General features: G+C 70.1%; 19 protein-coding genes. 10 read left to right on the top strand and 9 right to left on the bottom strand.

Annotated features, from left to right (window positions below):
- Positions 1 to 199: 199 nt before the first annotated feature.
- From AKG07_RS09610 to AKG07_RS09585, 6 genes are all read left to right on the top strand, one after another.
- Positions 200 to 1,132 carry an ATP-binding cassette domain-containing protein gene (locus AKG07_RS09610; protein WP_053097665.1) on the top strand — a complete coding sequence of 311 codons (933 nt, stop codon included), beginning with the start codon at positions 200 to 202 and terminating at the stop codon, positions 1,130 to 1,132.
- Positions 1,129 to 1,971, top strand: a complete 843-nt coding sequence (locus AKG07_RS17865) for an ABC transporter permease (RefSeq protein WP_053097664.1) — start codon at positions 1,129 to 1,131, stop codon at positions 1,969 to 1,971. Before AKG07_RS09610 ends, AKG07_RS17865 begins: the two co-directional genes overlap by 4 nt.
- The gene (locus AKG07_RS17860; protein WP_082297879.1) at positions 1,968 to 3,158 is read left to right on the top strand and encodes a sensor histidine kinase; all 1,191 of its coding nucleotides are present in this window, start codon (positions 1,968 to 1,970) and stop codon (positions 3,156 to 3,158) included. Before AKG07_RS17865 ends, AKG07_RS17860 begins: the two co-directional genes overlap by 4 nt.
- Positions 3,155 to 3,841 (top strand): response regulator, encoded by a 687-nt coding sequence (locus AKG07_RS09595; protein WP_053097662.1) that lies wholly within the window; start codon positions 3,155 to 3,157, stop codon positions 3,839 to 3,841. Before AKG07_RS17860 ends, AKG07_RS09595 begins: the two co-directional genes overlap by 4 nt.
- A gap of 93 nt (positions 3,842 to 3,934) precedes the next feature.
- Entirely contained in the window at positions 3,935 to 4,900 is a 966-nt protein-coding gene (locus AKG07_RS09590) for a TIGR03885 family FMN-dependent LLM class oxidoreductase (protein WP_053097661.1), read from the top strand.
- A complete protein-coding gene (locus AKG07_RS09585) occupies positions 4,897 to 6,561 on the top strand; it encodes an alpha-amylase family protein (protein ID WP_053097660.1) in 1,665 nt (554 codons plus the stop codon). The genes AKG07_RS09590 and AKG07_RS09585 overlap by 4 nt, the downstream gene beginning before the upstream one ends.
- A gap of 3 nt (positions 6,562 to 6,564) precedes the next feature.
- Here AKG07_RS09585 and AKG07_RS09580 read toward each other — a convergent pair whose 3' ends face one another.
- The 3 genes from AKG07_RS09580 to AKG07_RS09570 are packed head-to-tail and all read right to left on the bottom strand — an operon-like array spanning position 6,565 to position 8,408.
- Positions 6,565 to 7,425 (bottom strand): ADP-dependent NAD(P)H-hydrate dehydratase, encoded by an 861-nt coding sequence (locus tag AKG07_RS09580; RefSeq protein ID WP_053097659.1) that lies wholly within the window; start codon positions 7,423 to 7,425, stop codon positions 6,565 to 6,567.
- On the bottom strand, positions 7,409 to 8,137 hold the full coding sequence (locus AKG07_RS09575; RefSeq protein ID WP_053097658.1) for a histidine phosphatase family protein: 729 nt from the start codon (positions 8,135 to 8,137) through the stop codon (positions 7,409 to 7,411). The genes AKG07_RS09580 and AKG07_RS09575 overlap by 17 nt, the downstream gene beginning before the upstream one ends.
- Before the next feature lies 1 nt (position 8,138).
- The gene (locus AKG07_RS09570) at positions 8,139 to 8,408 is read right to left on the bottom strand and encodes a hypothetical protein (RefSeq protein ID WP_053097657.1); all 270 of its coding nucleotides are present in this window, start codon (positions 8,406 to 8,408) and stop codon (positions 8,139 to 8,141) included.
- Between the two features lie 109 nt (positions 8,409 to 8,517).
- Between AKG07_RS09570 and AKG07_RS09565 the strand changes: the two genes are divergently transcribed.
- The 3 genes from AKG07_RS09565 to AKG07_RS09555 all read left to right on the top strand — a co-directional run bounded on the left by AKG07_RS09565 (position 8,518) and on the right by AKG07_RS09555 (position 10,631).
- The gene (locus AKG07_RS09565; protein ID WP_053097656.1) at positions 8,518 to 8,910 is read left to right on the top strand and encodes a hypothetical protein; all 393 of its coding nucleotides are present in this window, start codon (positions 8,518 to 8,520) and stop codon (positions 8,908 to 8,910) included.
- A 17-nt stretch (positions 8,911 to 8,927) separates the two neighbouring features.
- Positions 8,928 to 9,548 carry a cyclodeaminase/cyclohydrolase family protein gene (locus AKG07_RS09560; protein ID WP_053097655.1) on the top strand — a complete coding sequence of 207 codons (621 nt, stop codon included), beginning with the start codon at positions 8,928 to 8,930 and terminating at the stop codon, positions 9,546 to 9,548.
- Between the two features lie 87 nt (positions 9,549 to 9,635).
- Positions 9,636 to 10,631: an NADP-dependent oxidoreductase gene (locus AKG07_RS09555; protein ID WP_053097654.1), complete on the top strand. Its 996-nt coding sequence runs from the start codon at positions 9,636 to 9,638 to the stop codon at positions 10,629 to 10,631.
- Positions 10,632 to 10,711: 80 nt separating this feature from the next.
- Here the strand turns inward: AKG07_RS09555 and AKG07_RS09550 are convergent, their stop codons facing one another.
- Positions 10,712 to 11,428 (bottom strand): SDR family oxidoreductase, encoded by a 717-nt coding sequence (locus AKG07_RS09550; protein WP_053097653.1) that lies wholly within the window; start codon positions 11,426 to 11,428, stop codon positions 10,712 to 10,714.
- 154 nt (positions 11,429 to 11,582) lie between these two features.
- Between AKG07_RS09550 and AKG07_RS09545 the strand changes: the two genes are divergently transcribed.
- Positions 11,583 to 12,185 carry a TetR/AcrR family transcriptional regulator gene (locus tag AKG07_RS09545; protein ID WP_053097652.1) on the top strand — a complete coding sequence of 201 codons (603 nt, stop codon included), beginning with the start codon at positions 11,583 to 11,585 and terminating at the stop codon, positions 12,183 to 12,185.
- A gap of 7 nt (positions 12,186 to 12,192) precedes the next feature.
- Here AKG07_RS09545 and AKG07_RS09540 read toward each other — a convergent pair whose 3' ends face one another.
- Genes AKG07_RS09540 through AKG07_RS17655 form a run of 5 tightly spaced genes read right to left on the bottom strand, consistent with a single transcriptional unit; the run spans position 12,193 to position 16,855 of the window.
- Complete coding sequence (locus AKG07_RS09540; protein ID WP_233277240.1) at positions 12,193 to 12,720, bottom strand: hypothetical protein; 528 nt, start codon at positions 12,718 to 12,720, stop codon at positions 12,193 to 12,195.
- 52 nt (positions 12,721 to 12,772) lie between these two features.
- The gene (locus AKG07_RS09535) at positions 12,773 to 13,615 is read right to left on the bottom strand and encodes a galactosyltransferase-related protein (protein WP_053097651.1); all 843 of its coding nucleotides are present in this window, start codon (positions 13,613 to 13,615) and stop codon (positions 12,773 to 12,775) included.
- Entirely contained in the window at positions 13,612 to 14,622 is a 1,011-nt protein-coding gene (locus AKG07_RS09530) for a glycosyltransferase (protein ID WP_053097650.1), read from the bottom strand. Before AKG07_RS09530 ends, AKG07_RS09535 begins: the two co-directional genes overlap by 4 nt.
- Positions 14,619 to 15,758 carry a glycosyltransferase gene (locus AKG07_RS09525; RefSeq protein WP_053097649.1) on the bottom strand — a complete coding sequence of 380 codons (1,140 nt, stop codon included), beginning with the start codon at positions 15,756 to 15,758 and terminating at the stop codon, positions 14,619 to 14,621. The genes AKG07_RS09530 and AKG07_RS09525 overlap by 4 nt, the downstream gene beginning before the upstream one ends.
- Positions 15,755 to 16,855, bottom strand: a complete 1,101-nt coding sequence (locus AKG07_RS17655) for a glycosyltransferase (RefSeq protein ID WP_053097648.1) — start codon at positions 16,853 to 16,855, stop codon at positions 15,755 to 15,757. Before AKG07_RS17655 ends, AKG07_RS09525 begins: the two co-directional genes overlap by 4 nt.
- Between the last annotated feature and the right edge of the window lie 25 nt (positions 16,856 to 16,880).

Here is a 16,880-nt window from a genome sequence, read left to right as displayed (position 1 = left end):
CTCAGTATCGCAGTGCGCGCACCGGTCGGCCAGAGAATGTGCGATGGGCTCATCCGAAGCGGGTGAGGCCGATTCGGGCGGGATCACCGGTGGCATCTCTCTGTAGACCCAGGTACTGGCCGCTCGCCCTGTTCAGGACCGCAGCCCGATGTGCCCGTGCGCAGCCGTTCGTAGCGTCGAAGATGACGAAAGGCGCGACATGATCCGAGTTCAGTCTCTGACCAAGCACTATGGCGAGCGGGTGGCGGTGAACGGAGTCGACTTCACGGTCGAACCGGGTACGGTCACCGGATTCCTGGGGCCGAACGGGGCCGGCAAGTCCACGACCATGCGAATGATCGTGGGTCTGGACAGGCCGACGGCCGGCACGGCGGAGGTGAACGGTCGCCCCTATGCCGATCTGCCCGCGCCGCTGCGCGAGGTGGGCGTCCTGCTCGACGCCCGGTCGGCCCACAGACGCCGCACCGCCTACAAGCATCTGCTCGCAATCGCCGCCACGCACGCGATCGGTGCGGCCCGAGTGCGGGAGGTGATCGGGATCGCGGGTCTGGATGCCGTGGCCGACAGGCGAGTCGGGGGATTCTCGCTCGGCATGAACCAGCGGCTGGGCATCGCCGCCGCCCTGCTGGGGGATCCGCAGACGATCATCCTCGACGAGCCGGTGAACGGTCTCGACCCCGACGGCATCCTGTGGATCAGGGCTCTGCTGCGGCAGCTGGCGGGGGAGGGGAAGACGGTGCTGCTGTCGTCGCATCTGATGAGCGAGATGACCCAGACGGCAGACCATCTGCTCGTGATCGGGCGAGGATCGATCCTCGCCGACGGACCTCTGCACGAGGTGGTCGCCGGTGCGACGCGCTCTGTGGTGCGCGTCCGGACGCGGGAGGCGGACCGACTGGCGGCCCTCCTGACGGGGCCGGAGGCGACGGTCGCGTCGCAGGTCGACGGCGCGCTCGAGATCGAGAACCTCGCCGCGGAGGACATCGCTCGCAGGGCAGCCGACGCGGGGATCGTGCTGCATGAGATCGCCACCATCGAGGGGTCGCTCGAGGACGCCTACCTCGCCCTCACCGCGACCGACACCGAATACCGCGCGGGTGCGCGGCACGCCGAAGAAGGAGCACGACGATGACCATCACGACGAGTCCCCGACGAGCGGATGCCCGCACTCGCCGCCCCGCGTTCCGACACGTGCTGCGCTCGGAGTGGATCAAGCTGTTCAGTCTTCCCTCCGCCGCGCTCGCCCTGATCGGAATCTTCCTGATCGGCATCGGCGGCAGCCTCTTCCTCGGCGTGACGCTGGAATCGTCGGGGGCGCCGTCGGTGCCGTCGATCGAACGCACCACGGCCGACGTCACCGTGCCGACCGTCGTTCTGGGGCAGATCATCGCCGGTATCCTCGGAGTCATGCTGATCGGGGCCGAATACGCATCGGGCTCCATTCAGCCCACCTTCGTCGCCGTGCCCGACCGGCTGCGGATACTGCGCGCGAAAGCGCTCGTCGCATCCACCGCTGTCACGGCTGTCGCCCTGATCACGGTGTTCAGCGCGTGGGCGCTCACCACACCGATCTACGCGCAGTTCGGCCTCGCGGCACCGCTCGCCGCGCCGGGAGTCGTGCTCGCCCTGCTCAGCTCGGCCGCGTACCTCGGACTCTGCGCTCTGTTCGGTGTGGGAATCGGGGTACTGGTGCGGTCGACGACCGCAGGCGCGATCATCGTCTTCCTCGCCACTCTGCTGCTTCCCGTGCTCACGTCGCTGCTTCCCTACGGCCTGATCTCCCGCATCCTGCGGATCGGACAGCTGGGCAACGCGGGCGACGCGATGAGCCGTGTCGGTGCGGAGGGCGGACCGTTCCTCGACCTGTGGGCCGGACACATCAGCGTCGGCGCTGGCTGGCTCATCGCCTCGATCTGGGCAGCGGTCGCGCTCGCCGCGGGCGCGCTCGCTCTGCGCACGAGAGACGTATGAGTGGGCGGAGATCAGACCTCGCGATGCTCGGGGTCTACGCGGCCGTGTCGCTGGTGCTCGGCTATCTGTCTGTCGAGTCCTCGCTGACGACTCCGGCGTGGGCGCTGGTGGCGCTCCTCGTCGCCGGCGTCGCAGCGGTTCTCGTGTCGCGACGGCATCCGCTGGCGGCCTTCATCGTCGTGCTCGTGCTCCTGCCCCTGTCGTTCGCCGGCGGCTCCGGTGCCGAAGCGGTGCTGGTCGTCGGCGCGCTGTACCGCAGCGGCGTCGTCGCCCGCCCGCAGCGGGCGTGGCTGGCGTTCGCCGCCGCGGCGGCGACCGGGACGATCGCTGCACTGGTGCTCGCGATCCGGGTGCGCGTCGGTCCGCCCCTGCTCGGGCTGGCGCCGCGGGTCGACGTGGACGCCTGGCCACTGGACTGGCTCGGGATCAGCGCGGTCGTGATCGCCGTCGCACTGATCGCCACCCTCGTCGGACTCGATGTCGGCCATCGGCGTCGCGAGCTGCAGGCACTCGCGGAGCGCGCGGAGCAGATGCGCCGAGAGCGGGACCAGGAGGCGAACATCGCCGCCGTCCTCGAGCGCGAGAGGATCTCGCGGGAGATGCATGACGTGATCGCCCACAGCCTCGCCGTGATGATCGCCGTCGCCGACGGTGCGCAGGCATCCGCGGAATCGCGCCCCGAGGAATCGCGTCGTGCGATCGGACGTGTCGCCGAGACCGGGCGCCGCACCCTCGTCGAGATGCGTCGCCTGCTCACCTCCGTCCGCGGTGAGACCGACGCCGTCGACCGCCAGCGGGTGCAGGCCAGCATGGAGCGCATCCCCGCCCTCGTCGCCGAATCGCGCAGCGCAGGACTGCCGGTCAGGTTCGAGCAGGTCGGTGCCATCGACCCCGATGCCATGGTCGGGCTCACGGTGTACCGCGTCGTGCAGGAGGCGCTGACCAACGTCCTCCGGCACGCGCGCGAGGTGCGGGACGTGCTGGTGAGGATCAGCGTCGCCGACGAGGGGCTGTCGATCCTCGTGGAGGATCGATCAGCGCCGGTGGTGCCGATCGCCGATCCGGGCCGCGGTCTGGTCGGCATCCGCGAGCGCGCCGCGTTCTATGACGGACACGTCGAGGCGGGGCCCCTACCGGGCGGCGGCTGGCGCGTGTTCGTGCGACTTCAGACGGAGGCAGCGGGATGACCCCGGACGCACCCACCGATCGGATCCGCGTGCTGATCGCCGACGACCAGGAGCTCGTCCGCTACGGCCTCCGTCTCGTGCTCGAGGCGGAGGACGACGTGCACGTGGTCGGCGAAGCGGCCGACGGCGCCTCCGCCGTCGAGGCCGCGATCGCGCTGACCCCCGACGTCATCCTGATGGATGTGCGGATGCCGGGGATCGACGGAATCCGGGCCACGCAGGACCTGGCCGCGCGTCTGCCGCGGACCAGGGTGCTGGTGCTGACCACGTACGATCTCGACGAGTTCGCCTTCGGAGCCCTGCAGGCCGGGGCCGCCGGGTTCCTGCTCAAGAACACGAGACCGGCCGAGCTCGTCGCCGCGATCCGCACGGTCGCCACCGGGGATGCGGTGGTCGCACCCCGCATCACCGCGAAGCTCATCGAGGTCGCCCTGCCGCACCTCGCGCCGCCGGACACCGGGGCCCGGGAGGGCGCGCTCTCGGCGCTGACCGAGCGGGAACGTGACGTCTTCCTGCAGGTCGCGCGCGGCCTCACCAACAGCGAGATCGCGCAGACGCTGCATCTGAGCGAGTCGACGGTCAAGGCGCATTTCGGACGCATCCTGGTGAAGCTCGATCTGCCCAGTCGCGTCCAAGCGGTGATCCTGGCCTACGAACTCGGGATCGTGAGCCCGGGCAGCTGACACCGCGGGCCGGTCCGGGCGTCGCATCTTGCCAGACTCCTTCCGGAGTGTCCACCACTGCCGCCGCGCGCTGTTCGTTGCCAGACTCGGCGCATGGTGTTCATCGGTTTTCATGCATCGCACGAGCAGATCCCCCCGAGCGCCCTGCTCGAGGCCGTGGTCGAGGCGGAGCGCGCAGGGTTCGACGGGGCGATGTGCTCCGACCACCTCGCACCGTGGACCACGACTCAGGGCGAGTCGGGTTTCGCCCTGAGCTGGATCGCCGCCGCACTCGCCCGCACCCGCTTCTCGATCGGCATGGTCAATGCTCCGGGTCAGCGGTATCACCCGGTGATGATCGCGCAGGCGTTCGCGACGCTGGAGGAGATGTTCCCCGGCCGCTTCTGGGCGGCGATGGGCAGCGGCGAAGCGGTCAACGAGCACGTGACGGGCGACGGATGGCCCGACAAGAGCATCCGCAACGACCGACTGCGCGAGAGCGTCGATGTGATCCGCCGGCTGATCGGGGGAGAGGAGGTGGACCACGACGGTCTGGTGCGCGTGCATCGCGCGCGGGTCTGGAGCCGACCGGCTGAACCGCCGCCGCTGTTCGCGACCGCTGTGAGCGCCGAGACGGCGGAGTGGGCGGCCTCGTGGGCGCAGGGCCTCGCGACGGTTGCGCAGGAACCGGCCGCACTGCAGCGCGTCGTCGATGCCTACCGGGGTGCAGGAGGCACGGGTCCCTGCATCCTGCAGGTGCATCTCAGCCTGGCCGAGAGCGACGACGCGGCGTTCGGGATCGCGCGCGAGCAGTGGCGGAACGGTCTGCTCGCGCCTCCGGTCACCTGGGATCTCGAGCAGCCGGAGGACTTCGAGGCGGCGCTGGTCGGGATCGATGAGGAGGGGCTCCGCAAGGCCGTCCTCATCGACCACGACGCGACCGCACTGGCCGACCGCGTCGCGGATCTGGTTCAGATCGGGTTCGACCGCGTCTACCTGCATCACGTCGGCTCCGAGCAGTCCCGATACCTCGACGCCGCAGCATCCGAGCTCATCCCCGCCTTGAAGGAGCGACTGTGAAGATCACCGACACGAGCGACCTCTGGTGGAAGACCGCAGTCATCTACTGCCTCGACGTCGAGACGTTCCTCGACTCGAACGGCGACGGCGTCGGCGATCTGCAGGGCCTTTCCCAGCGCATCGACTACCTCTCGCAGCTCGGCGTCACCTGCCTGTGGCTGATGCCGTTCTATCCGACGCCCGACCGCGACGACGGCTACGACGTCAGCGACTTCTACGGGATCGACTCGCGACTCGGCACCCACGGCGACTTCGTCGAGGTCATCCGCACTGCACGGGACCGCGGGATGCGAGTGATCGTCGACCTGGTCATCAACCACACCTCCGACAAGCATCCGTGGTTCCTCGCCGCGAAACGGAGTGTGGATTCGCCGTATCGCGACTACTACGTGTGGCGTGACGACGCACCTCCGAAGGGACAGAAGAACGCCGTCTTCCCCGGGCAGGCGAACGGCATCTGGGGCAAGGACGAGAAGTCGGGGCAGTGGTACCAGCACAGCTTCTACGAGCACCAGCCCGACCTGAACATCGCCAACCCCCGGGTGCGTGACGAGATCGCGAAGGTCATCGGCTTCTGGTTGCAGCTGGGCATCTCCGGCTTCCGCGTCGATGCGGTGCCCTTCCTGCTCGAGATCCCCGAGGGCTCCGGCATCCCCGAGCCCCACGATCTGCTGCGCGACATCCGCCGCTTCCTGCAGCGCCGGTCGAGCGAGGCGATCCTGCTCGGCGAGGTCAACCTGCCCTACGACCAGCAGGTGCAGTACTTCGGCGGTGATGATGAGGACGAGCTCACCATGCAGTTCGACTTCGTCGGGATGCAGTCGCTGTACTTGTCGTTCGCCCGCAAGGACCCTGCTCCGCTGATCGAGGCGCTGCGGGCTCGACCCGTGCTCGGATCCGAGGGGCAGTGGGCGAACTTCCTGCGCAACCACGACGAGCTGACCCTCGACAAGCTCAGCGACAGCGAGCGCCAGGAGGTGTTCGACGCCTTCGCTCCCGATGAGCGCCAGCGCGTGTTCGGGCGGGGCATCACCCGCCGCCTTCCTCCGATGCTCGAGGGCGACCCCCGTCGCATCCGCATGGCCTACAGCCTGCTCTTCACCCTGCCCGGCACCCCGGTGCTGTTCTACGGCGAGGAGATCGGCATGGGCGAGAACATCGAGATCCCCGGCCGCGAAGCGGTGCGGACGCCGATGCAGTGGTCGGTCGACAAGAACGGGGGATTCTCGGATGCCGCGCCCAGCCGGCTCGTCGCTCGGCCACCGTCCGACGGGTACGCGCCGGAGCACGTGAACGTCGCCGCGCAGCTGGGTGACCGCGAGTCGATGCTGTATTTCGTTCGGGCGCTCACCTCGGCGTATCGGATCTCGCCGGAACTCGGCTGGGGAACGCTCGAGATCATCGACCAGCCGGCCGCCTCGCTTCTCGCGCACTCGCTCGCCGCGGACGTGGGCAGGATGATCGCCCTCCACAACTTCGCCGAGGTGCCGGTCACCACGTCGTTCCGGGTGGAGGACGAGCCTGAGGGCACGAGGCTCGTCGATCTGCTCGATCCCGCCCAGATCGCGCTGGGGCCGGACGGCGAGGTCGAACTGGAGGTGCCGGCATACGGCTACCGCTGGCTCCGGGTCTCGCGACCGGGCGACGGACGCGTGACCTGAGGCTCAGTCGACGTCGCCTCGAGCCCCGTCGACGTCGAGCACGGCGGCGGGGAGTTCGCGCACCAGCTCGCGGGCGAGGTAGCCGAGACCCCTGCGCTCGGCGAGCCGGTCTCCTGCGCGGGCGTGCGCCCATGCTCCCCAGACGGCGGCGCGTTCCGGGGCGAGTCCTCGGGCGGCGAAGCCGGTGATGGCGCCCGCGACGACGTCGCCCGATCCGGCCGTGCCGAGGCCGGGGCCGCCGTCGTCGAGTCGCCATGCGGCGCCCGAGGGTGAGACCACGGCGGAGTAGCAGTGGATCACGGCGTCGAGCTCCTGAGCGAGTCCCGGCAGCTCCGAGAAGAGGTCGTCGACGGGGCGGCCCAGCAGGAGCTCGGCCTCGTCGAGGTTGGCGTTGACGATCAGGGACGCCGGAAGATCCGAGCGCGGCACGTCGCGCAGTGCACCGACGGCGAAGGCGTCGACCACGAGGCAGGAGATGTCGTGGCCCGCCAGCCGCCGCAGCCACCCGAGGGCATCCTCGGGGTCGTCCAGCCCGGGCCCGACCAGCACCGCATCCGCTCCTTCGCAGGCGTTGCGCAGGTCGTCGGTCATCGGTTCGCCCGGACCGGGCGATTCGTGGACCCCGGCCTCGGGGAAGGCGATCCGCACGACATCCGCGACCGAGGCGTCGGTCGTGACCGCGACCTTGCCTGCTCCGACGCGCAGCATGGCCTCGCCGCCCAGCACGACCGCGCCGGCCGAGAGAGACGAGCCGCCGATGATCATCGCCGTGCCGCGGGACTTCTTCGAGTCGCCGGGGTCGGGCAGACCCCACTCCTGCAACAGCTGCGGCGTCACCCGCGTCGGCTCATCCCGGGCCGACATCGGGGCTTCCCGGGTGCGCGGTGATGTCGGCGCCCAGCTGTGCGAGGTGGCGCACGTCGGAGAAGTCCTCGAGCTGCCACTGCCGGCCGTCCAGGCGCAGCCGCGTCACCGAGGCGTTGAGCACCGGGTTCGTCGAGGCGAACTGCATGAGGCGCGTCTCGTCCATCCCGGTCAGCAGTGCGACCAGCAGCATCACGACCGCGTCATGCGCGACGACGAGGCCGACGCGGGCGTCGTCGGCCAGTGCGTCTCGCAGGAACGACCGCAGGCGCAGGGACACATCGGCCCAGGACTCTCCTCCGGGCGGCCGGTGGTAGTACTTGCCCAGTCGCGCCCGACGGTCGGCCTCTTCGGGATGCCGGGCGGCGACGCCCCACCGGGTCAGCAGATCGAGGATGCCGAGCTCTCTGTCGCGCAGCCGTTCGTCGGTGAGTACCCGCTCGACGCCGGCGACGCCCTCCACGCCCTCCATGCTGAGCGCGAACGTCTGCTGGGCCCGCACGTACGGCGACAACCAGGCGACCTGGGGCGTGACAGGGCCGCCGTGCAACGCGGCCGCCAGCGCTCGCGCCTGCTCGGCGCCGGTGGTCGACAACGGCACATCGGCGTCTCGGGTCGCGAGGTCGATCACCTCGGTGCGGGCGGTCTCCGCGGCTGTCGCGGCGACGTTGCCGACACTCTCTCCGTGCCTGACGAGCCACAGCTCCTGCACGTCACATCTCCCAGTCTTCGAACGGGAGGTCCCAGGAGGCGTGGTCCGGCTCGATGCGTCCGGTCGTATCGACGTGCGCCGCCTTCTCGACCGAGATCACCACGCGCGTCGTGGGGCGGATGAGCACGCTGATGCTGCGGTCGTCGCCCGACAGGGTGATGAAGGTCGGCGCTGCGGATGCGGCGGCCTCGATCTCGTCCATCACCTGCCTCAGAGGGCGATCGTCACGCAGCACGAAATTCCGGCCGTCGATCTCGATGTTCGTGCTCATTGTGCGCTCCTCCCTCTCGTGTGGCCGACGCTATGCGATCGAAGCGAGTGTGCCGAGGGCCTTGCGTCAGAGGCCGACGAGGGTTAACCGAACTCTCTACGATGAGATCATGCAGATGCTCGACACCCTCGCGCTCGTCGGCGAGGTGCTGTCGTGGGTCGGTCTCGGGCTCGGTCTGCCGATGCTGCTGATCGGCGTCCTCATCCGGACGATCGAGGGGCCGTGGCTGCCCGCAGAGATCGCCGTCATCGAGCGCGACGGGGCGTTGCTCGCCCGCTGGTTCGCCGGCGGAGATTTCCACGAGCGACCGCTGAGCCGGCAGGAATCGGCGACGGCGGAGGCCGGCTGGGCCGACGGAGTGGTCAGCGCGAACAACCCCTCCCACGCACGGGTGGGGGAGCCCCCGCACGCACGCCGCGTCGTCCTCACCCTCGGGATCGTGTTCGCCGGCGTCGGGTTCGTGGGTCTCGTGGTGTCGCTGCTCCCGCTGCTCTGGTCGTAGCTCGTAGGGTGACGGTCATGGAGGACTCCGCCGACATCCCCGCATCCACCCCGATGGACGACTGGTTCGACGCGCTGAGTCGTCCGACCGGTTCTCCCGGGGGAGGCGCCGCGTCGGGAGTGATGCTCGCGATCGCCGCCTCGCTGATGAGCATGGTGGGCGGGTACTCCGATGACGACCCTCGAGCATCGGAGCGCCTCGATCCGCTCACCGGGCGACGCGTCGAGGCGCTGCGGGCGGTCGAGGCGGACGGCGTCGTCTCGGCACGCTTCGGAGCTGCCCTCGCACTGCCCAGCGACGACCCGTCCCGCGACGAGCGCGTCCGCGAGGCGGCCGTCGAGGCGGCCGAGTCCGCGGCCCAGGTCGGTGGCATCGGCGTGCGGATGCTGCGCGACGTGCGGGTGCTCGTCGAGGCGGGCAACCCTCACATCGCTGTTGATCTCGCCGTCGCCGCAGAGGCCCTGGGCGCCGGATTGTCGGGGGCGTCGCTGAACATCCGGGCGAACCTGCAGATCGCACGCCGTCACGGATCGTCCGACACCGCGCTCGCCGGCCTCGACGCGGAGATCGAACGGTTGGCGGATGCGCGACGCGAGGTCGCGCAGATCATCGAGGAGCTGTCCTCTCGACTCGACTGAGAACATTTCGCCGCGGTTGACAAGAAAACTGAGTGCGCTCATAATAGAGTTCAGTCGTTATTCTGCGACGGATTCCGGAGATCACCCATGAGAGCTTTCGTCCTCTCGAAGTACGACACCGCCGTGCACGCGGCCGACGTGCCCGAGCCCTCCGTGGGCGAGCGCGACGTGCTCGTCCGCGTGCAGGCGGCGGGTGTCAACCAGCTGGATGAGAAGATCCGCGCCGGCGAGTTCAGAGCGATCCTGCCGTACCGTCTGCCGATCGTCCTCGGGCATGACGTCGCGAGCACGGTCATCCGCGTCGGCGCCGGCGTGAGCCGTTTCGCGATCGGCGACGAGGTCTACGCGCGTCCGCGCGATCGTCGCATCGGGACCTTCGCCGAGCGGATCGCGGTCGACGAGAGCGACGTGGCGCTGAAGCCCGCGTCGATCACGATGGACGAGGCGGGGTCGCTGCCGCTCGTCGCGCTGACGGCCTGGCAGGCCCTGGTCGAGATCGGCGAGGTGCGGCGGGGCGACAAGGTGCTGATCCATGCGGGAGCCGGTGGCGTCGGATCGATCGCGATCCAGCTCGCGAAGCACCTGGGCGCGGAGGTGGCGACAACCGCGAGCGGCGCGAACGCCGACTTCGTGAGGATGCTCGGCGCCGACCATGTCGTCGACTACCGGTCTGAGGACTTCGAGGAGGTCCTCAGTGGATACGACGTCGTGCTCGACAGCCTCGGCGGCGAGAACCTCGAGAAGTCGCTGCGCATCCTGCGGCCGGGAGGCAGGGCGGTCGGGATCTCGGGTCCGCCCACACCCGAGTTCGCCCGCGCAGCCGGCCTCAATCCACTGCTCCGACTGGCCATGGCCGTGCTCAGCCGCAAGGTCCGGGCCCAGGCGAAGCGCCTGGGCGTCGCCTACACGTTCCTCTTCATGCGGGCGAGCGGCGAACAGCTGCGCCAGATCGCAGAACTCGTCGACGCGGGAGCCATCCGCCCGATCGTCGGTCGCGTGCTCCCGTTCGAGGAGGCCGCCGACGGCATCGCGTCGCTGACCCGGGGCGGAATCCGCGGCAAGGTCGTGATCAGAGGAGCCTGAGTCCTGATCGCTGCAGAGCATCCGGACGCACGAAGGCCCCGGGAGCGATCCGATCGCTCCCGGGGCCTTCGCCGTGTGGACTACTGCTCCGAGGCGCGCGCCAGCTGCGGGTAGAGCGCCTCGAGCGGGGCGCTCAGGGCGGCCCTGACCTGCACCGAGGTGTCGTCGGCGAGCACCTCGTACTCGCCCGCCTCCGTGGCATCCAGCACCTTGGTCACGAGCACGGCCGGGTCGAGCTTCGGGTCGGTGACGTTCGCCGCCATGGCCGTGTCGACGTATCCGACGTGCACCCCGACGACGTGCACCCCGGCCGGGGCGAGCTCGAGGCGCAGCGAGTTCGTCGCCGACCACAGCGCCGCCTTGGTCGCGCTGTAGATGCCGGCGACGGCGTACCAGCTCAAGGCCGAGTGGATGTCGATGAGCGCCGACTGCGGCTGGGCCGAGAGGATCGGCGCGAAGGCGCGAGCGAGGAACAGCGGGCCGAGGAAGTTGGTCTCGACGTTCGCGCGGATCTCCTCGTCGCTGTGCGAGAGGATGCCGGGGCTCGAGGGCGAAGCGCCGGCGTTGTTGATGAGCACCGTGACGTCGGGTGCGGCCGCGACGGCTGCGGCGATCGATGCCGGATCGGTGACGTCAAGGGCGAGCGGCACGATGTGCTCGTCGTCCCACTCGCGGGGCGTGCGTGCGGAGGCGTAGACCTTCGAGGCGCCGCGCGCGAGGGCTTCGCGGACGAAGTGAGTGCCGATCCCTCCGTTCGCGCCGGTGACGAGGACTACTGCTCCAGAGAGAGAAGGCATGAGGGTGGGCTTTCTGTGGGAGGGATCGAACGGATGCCGTCACGGCTTCACCGTGGATCGATGAGGCGCTCGTGGGAGAATGGGCGAACCGAGCCCACGCCCTGGTGACTATGATCAGAACTGAGCGTGATCATTATTTATTCCGAAGGACGCCATGACTGTCGACTCCCGCCCTCTCGGTCGACGTGAGCGCAACAAGCTCGACAAGCTCGAGCGCATCACGACCGCTGCCGGCGAGCTCTTCGCCGAACGAGGGGTGGACGACGTCACGACGCAGGAGATCGCCGATCGCGCCGACATCGGGACGGGAACGCTCTTCCTCTACGCCAAGACCAAGGGCGAGCTGCTGCTGCTCGTGCAGAACTCGATGTACGCCGAGGCGCTCGAGCGCGGACGCGCCGCCGCCGCCGACGCGGACGGTGTTCTCGAGGGTGTGCTGGCGGTGATCCGGCCGGTCATCGAATGCAACCGCACCCAGATCGACAACGGCCGCACCTACCTGCGTGAGATCGTGTTCGGCGACCCCGAAGAACCGCATCACGGTGAGGCGCTCGCCCTCACCGGGCAGACCGAGCAGCTGGTCGCCGACGTCATCGCCCGTGATACGCGGGTCTCGGCCGATGAGGCCGCGGCGCTCGCCCGCATCGTCTCGGCCGTCATGTTCCTGACCATGTCCGCCACGATCAACATCGCTCACTCGGTCGAGCAGATCGTCGACGAGGTCGCCGCGCAGATCAGAGTGATCCTGCCGGCCTGACCGGACGTCAGTGCACGAACGCCTTCAGCACGACGAAGGCCACCCCGAACAGCGCTGTGCTCAGCGCCCCGAGGATGCGGACGGGGATGGAGCTGCCCCGACGGAGGAAGGCCACGTAGCCGAGGAAGGCCAGGATGACGGTTCCCGACCACAGGGCGACGTCGTTCGCGGCATCGTCGGGAATGACCCGCGTCGTGCCGGCGACGAGGATGAGTGCGGGGATCCCGGCCGAGCTCAGCATCCCGAGTGAATGGCGCACCGAGCGGCCGATGGCCGTGCGCACGCCCATCTGCTCGGGATCGTCTCGGCCGAGCCGGGCGACGGCACCCGCGTAGACATGCGCCGCCCAGAAGACGATGACGGTCACTCCGACCGACAGGAGCACCGCGGCAGACGTCTCTCCGTGTGCGGACGAGACGGCGATCAGTCCGCTCACGAGGATCGTTCCGTAGACCGCCGCTTCGGTGCCGAATCCCGGACGCAGGGTGCGGTGCGCGCGAAGCAGCGGGTGCTCATCGGGGGAAGACGCCGTCATGCTGCCGAGCGTAGTGCGGATTCCCCGGCATCCGAACCTCCCGTCGAGCGGTTCAGCGACGGGATGCGCTCGCGCGATCGACGCGGCGGAAGCCGTCGCCGTGAGGTTCCACGGCACCGCCCTCGATGAAGCTGTCTATCCAGCCGCGCATCGGCCACTCGCCCCATCGCTCGGCGAACAGAGCGCCGTTGCGCAGGATGTCGTCGAGGTGGCGCCAGGGCGGAGAGCCGGCCGGATGCCACTGGTGGTAGGCATGCGCGCCGCCGACCCAGCGCAGACCGATGCCACGCGCCCGTGCGCGTCGACCCAGGTCGGTGTCTTCGGCGCCGTAGCCCTCGTACACCTCGTCGAATCCGCCGAGACGCGTCCAGGTCTCGGGGGTCACCGCGAACGAGAGCGACCAGAACAGGTCGAACTCGTCATCGGTCGCCGCGACGACGGCGTCGCCCGCGGGCAGCGGGCGAGCGGGGTGCGGACGGGTCAGGATGCCGAGATCGTGCGGTGTCGACGGGCGCTGCACACTGTGGAGATAGGTCACCGGGCCGCAGAGGAGGTCCTGCGGGTGCGTTCGCGCGGCACCGATATATCGCTCGACGAGTCCCGGTCCCGGCAGGCAGTCGACATCGAGGAACACCAGCAGGTCGACGTCCTGAGCGAGCGCGAGCGCGGCCGCCGCGTTCCGCGCCGCGCCGACGCGCATGCCGTGGTCGCCCGGCGGCACATGCACGAACCGGGCTGCGGGCGGTGACGGCGGCGCATCCGCATCGAGCCACGCCTCGATGCGGATGATCTCGACGCCGGGTGTGCTCACCTCGTCGAGGAACCGCCGCTGACGCTGCAGATGGTCGAGACGGTTGATCGAAGCCGGCGTGATGACGGCGACGCGGACGCTCATCGCGCCACCTCCTCGATCGCGCTCGCGGCGCGGGCCGCAGCCCCGTGCACCTGCCACGCGTGCCAGCGGGGAGCGGTCTCGGCCGCTCGGCGGATGCCGTCCACGACCTGGGAGGGCTCCGCATCGACCGGAAGACTCTGGGCGAAGCCCTGTGCGGCGAGCACGCGGGCCATGTCCTCCTGCTCGCCGAAGGGCCTCTCCTGGGCGATCACGACGGCGCGGGCATCGGCGGCGGCGAGGTCGGCGATGCTGTTCTGACCCGCCGCGCTCACCACGACCGTGGCACGGCACAGCAGGGGCCAGACGTCGTCGACCCGATCGTCGTCGTTCGCGCCGGCGCTCTCGACGTCCCACCCGTCCGCTCTGAGCAGCTCGACGGTCTCGGAGAGCCCGTCACGGTCGAGAGCGCGGCCGAGGAACAGCACGCGACGGGGGTGCTCATCGCCGGTGTCGACGCGGGCTCGGCCGTCATAGCGAGACACGCCGCCGACCGCTCGCACGCGCTCGCGGCCGACGAGCGCCGTCGCCTCGATCGTTCCCTGCGGCCACGGCGTCAGGATGAGGTCGGCGAGGTCGTATCCGAGCCGGTGCGGGGCGTCGGTGCGCTCGCCCGGTTGAGCGAAGACGATCGTCGGCACGCCCATCAGGCGGGCGAGCATCGTGATCTCGACGCTGACGTCGACGACGAAGGCCGCGGTCGGGTGGACGGCCACCCAGTCGGCGATCACCGAGAGGCGAGCCTGATGCCCGGGATGCCCGAGGGGTGCCCAGTGCAGGCTGCCGTTCGCGGTGACATCGCCGAGCTCGTGCGCCTCTCGGCGCACTCCGTCGGCCCCGACGACCGGGTCGGAGTCGGAGGGCAGCTGAACCCATGTCGTCCGCGGTGCCAGGGACTCGGGCTCAGGCAGGCTCGAGAACACCGTGACCTCGTCGGCGAGGTGCGGGCGGATCGCCTGCATCCGCGTCAGGTGGCCCCACCCGTGATGGTGCACGTACCACGCGATCATGCTCCGACCGCCTCGACGAACTCGTGGGCGGGCATCGCGCTCTGAGCGGCGACCGTGAGGACCCGTTCGATCTCGCGATGCCGATGGTCGAGCGAATGCCGCGCGGAGGCGGCGTCGCGCACATCCCGTCGGCGCAGTCCGCTGCGCGACTGCGCGACCAGGCTCGTCGCGGCGCGCGCGAGCGCCGCGGTGTCGGCGGACGGCACCACGGCGGTGCCGGGGATTCCGGCGAGCACCTCACTGGTGCCTCCCGAGTCGAACGCAGCGACGGGCGTGCCGGTCATGAGCGCCTCGGCCATCACCAGCCCGAAGGGCTCCGACCACACCGGTGTCACGAGGGCGACCGATGAGGCCCCGACGAGCGCGGCGAGCTCGGGCTGTCGCAGCGCGCCGACGTAGTCGATGCCCCGGCCGAGACGTGGGCGCACCTCGCGGTCGAAATAGGCGGCGTCGCCGACGCGGCCCGCGAGCTTCAGGCGTGCGCCGGCGCGTCGAGCGGCGTCGATGGCGAGATGGGGTGCCTTCTCGGGCACGATCCGGCCGAACCACACCCAGTCCCCTCCGCCCGATCCCAGACTCCACTGTGCGGTGTCGACGCCGTTGGTGAAGACGAACGCCTCGACGCCCTCGGCCGACCACGCGCGCGCCGTGTACTGGCTGACCGCGAGGAACCTGTGCGGCGACGAGCCGTCGAGAGCATTCGACGCGATCACCATGTCGGCGAGGGGAGGGGTGTGCAGCGTCGTGACGACCGGAACCCCGATCTCACGGCTCCACAGGATCGGATCGCCGTGGAGGCTGTGGTTGTCGACGACATCGACGCGGGTCTCCGGCGCGTCGAGCCGATCCCGCACTCGGGCGAAGGCGTCGGTCATGAGACGGCGGTGCCCCTCGGGGAAGTCGGTGTCGGACGCATCCCGCGCCCGGTGCCACCGCGGACTCGGCAGGTGCAGGTCTATGTCGGCGTCGAGGAAGTCCGATCCCTCCGCCGCGCACAGCTCCACATGGTGGCCGCGGCTGCGCAGCCAGCGCACGCGGTTCCAGACCACGGCCTCCAGCCCGCCCGCGTGCGGTTGGCGAAGAGGATGACGTTCGGGCGCCACGACCAGCACCCGCAGCTGCTCGCGACCGATCATGCGCGGGCCCCCTCGGTGACGCGCGCACATGCCTCGGCATACAGCCGCGCATGGGCGGTGCGCACCGCCTGCCGCTCGGCCAGCCTCTCGGACCTGCGCGTGTCCATCGGCGGCCGGGGCGGCGCGTCCGACGCGCGCGACACGGCCTCGGCCAGCGTCCGCGCGTCGTCGAGCCCGATGACGAAGAAGTCGTCGGGATGCTGCGAGCCGATGTGCCCCACCTCGGTCCCGGCCACGGGGACCCCCAGGTCGTGGCAGAGCTCGACCCATCCCGAGTGGGTTCCGTGCAGGTACGGCAGGACGAAGAGGTCGAGGCCGCCGATCCACGCGGCGATGTCCGCGTCGCTCAGCCGCGGGGTGCGCCGCACGTGCACCGACGGGTGGTCGGCCGCGGCGGCGACCACGCGGGCTGCCGCCTCGTCATCCCGCGTGCGCTCGTTCAGCAGGATCTCGAAGTCGACGGCGCGACCCGCCTCGGCGAGCTGTCCGGCCGCGTCGACAGCCGTGCGGATCGCACGCTCCGCGTCGATGTTGGGACGCAGGTCGCGCAGGTGGATGCCGACCCGCACGGTCGCGTCGTCCGAGCGCCCGATCACGGGCGCATCGTCGAGCAGGGTGGGGTGCGCCAGCACCTCGCTGCTCCGGTGCCACCGTCGTTCGATCTCGGCCGCCGCCGTCGCGGTGAGCGTGACCAGGTGATCGGCCGACGGGATGATCACATCGAGCAGCTCTCGGTACGGCGCCTGGTCGACCAGCTGCGGGTTCTCGAGGTCGTGCACGGTGTACACGACCGGGCGGCCGAGCCGGTGCGCGGTCTCGAGCGCCTCGCGCAGCTCGTCGGGCGAGAAGGATTCGAGGCCGAAGTGCACGTGCAGCACATCGAACTCATCTGCGTGCGACACCAGCCACTGCGGGGTGAGAGCCACCGGAGGCCACCAGACGCCCGCAGCTGCGCCGAGAACGGGCGGATCGGGGAGGACCGTCACTCGCTCCGTGTCGGCGATGGCGCGCACGTAGGGATGGGTGGCCGGGATCGAGGCGACGCGGATGAGGGCGGGTTCGGTGACGATGTGGTTCTCCGTGGGCGGGCAGAGCATCGACGTGCGGGGTCGCGATGACGGG

Origin of the sequence: Microbacterium sp. CGR1, from assembly GCF_001266755.1 — a bacterium.
Taxonomy (GTDB): Bacteria; Actinomycetota; Actinomycetes; order Actinomycetales; family Microbacteriaceae; genus Microbacterium.
Note: the sequence above shows the minus strand (reverse complement) of the source record. Positions and strands in the feature narration are given on the sequence as shown.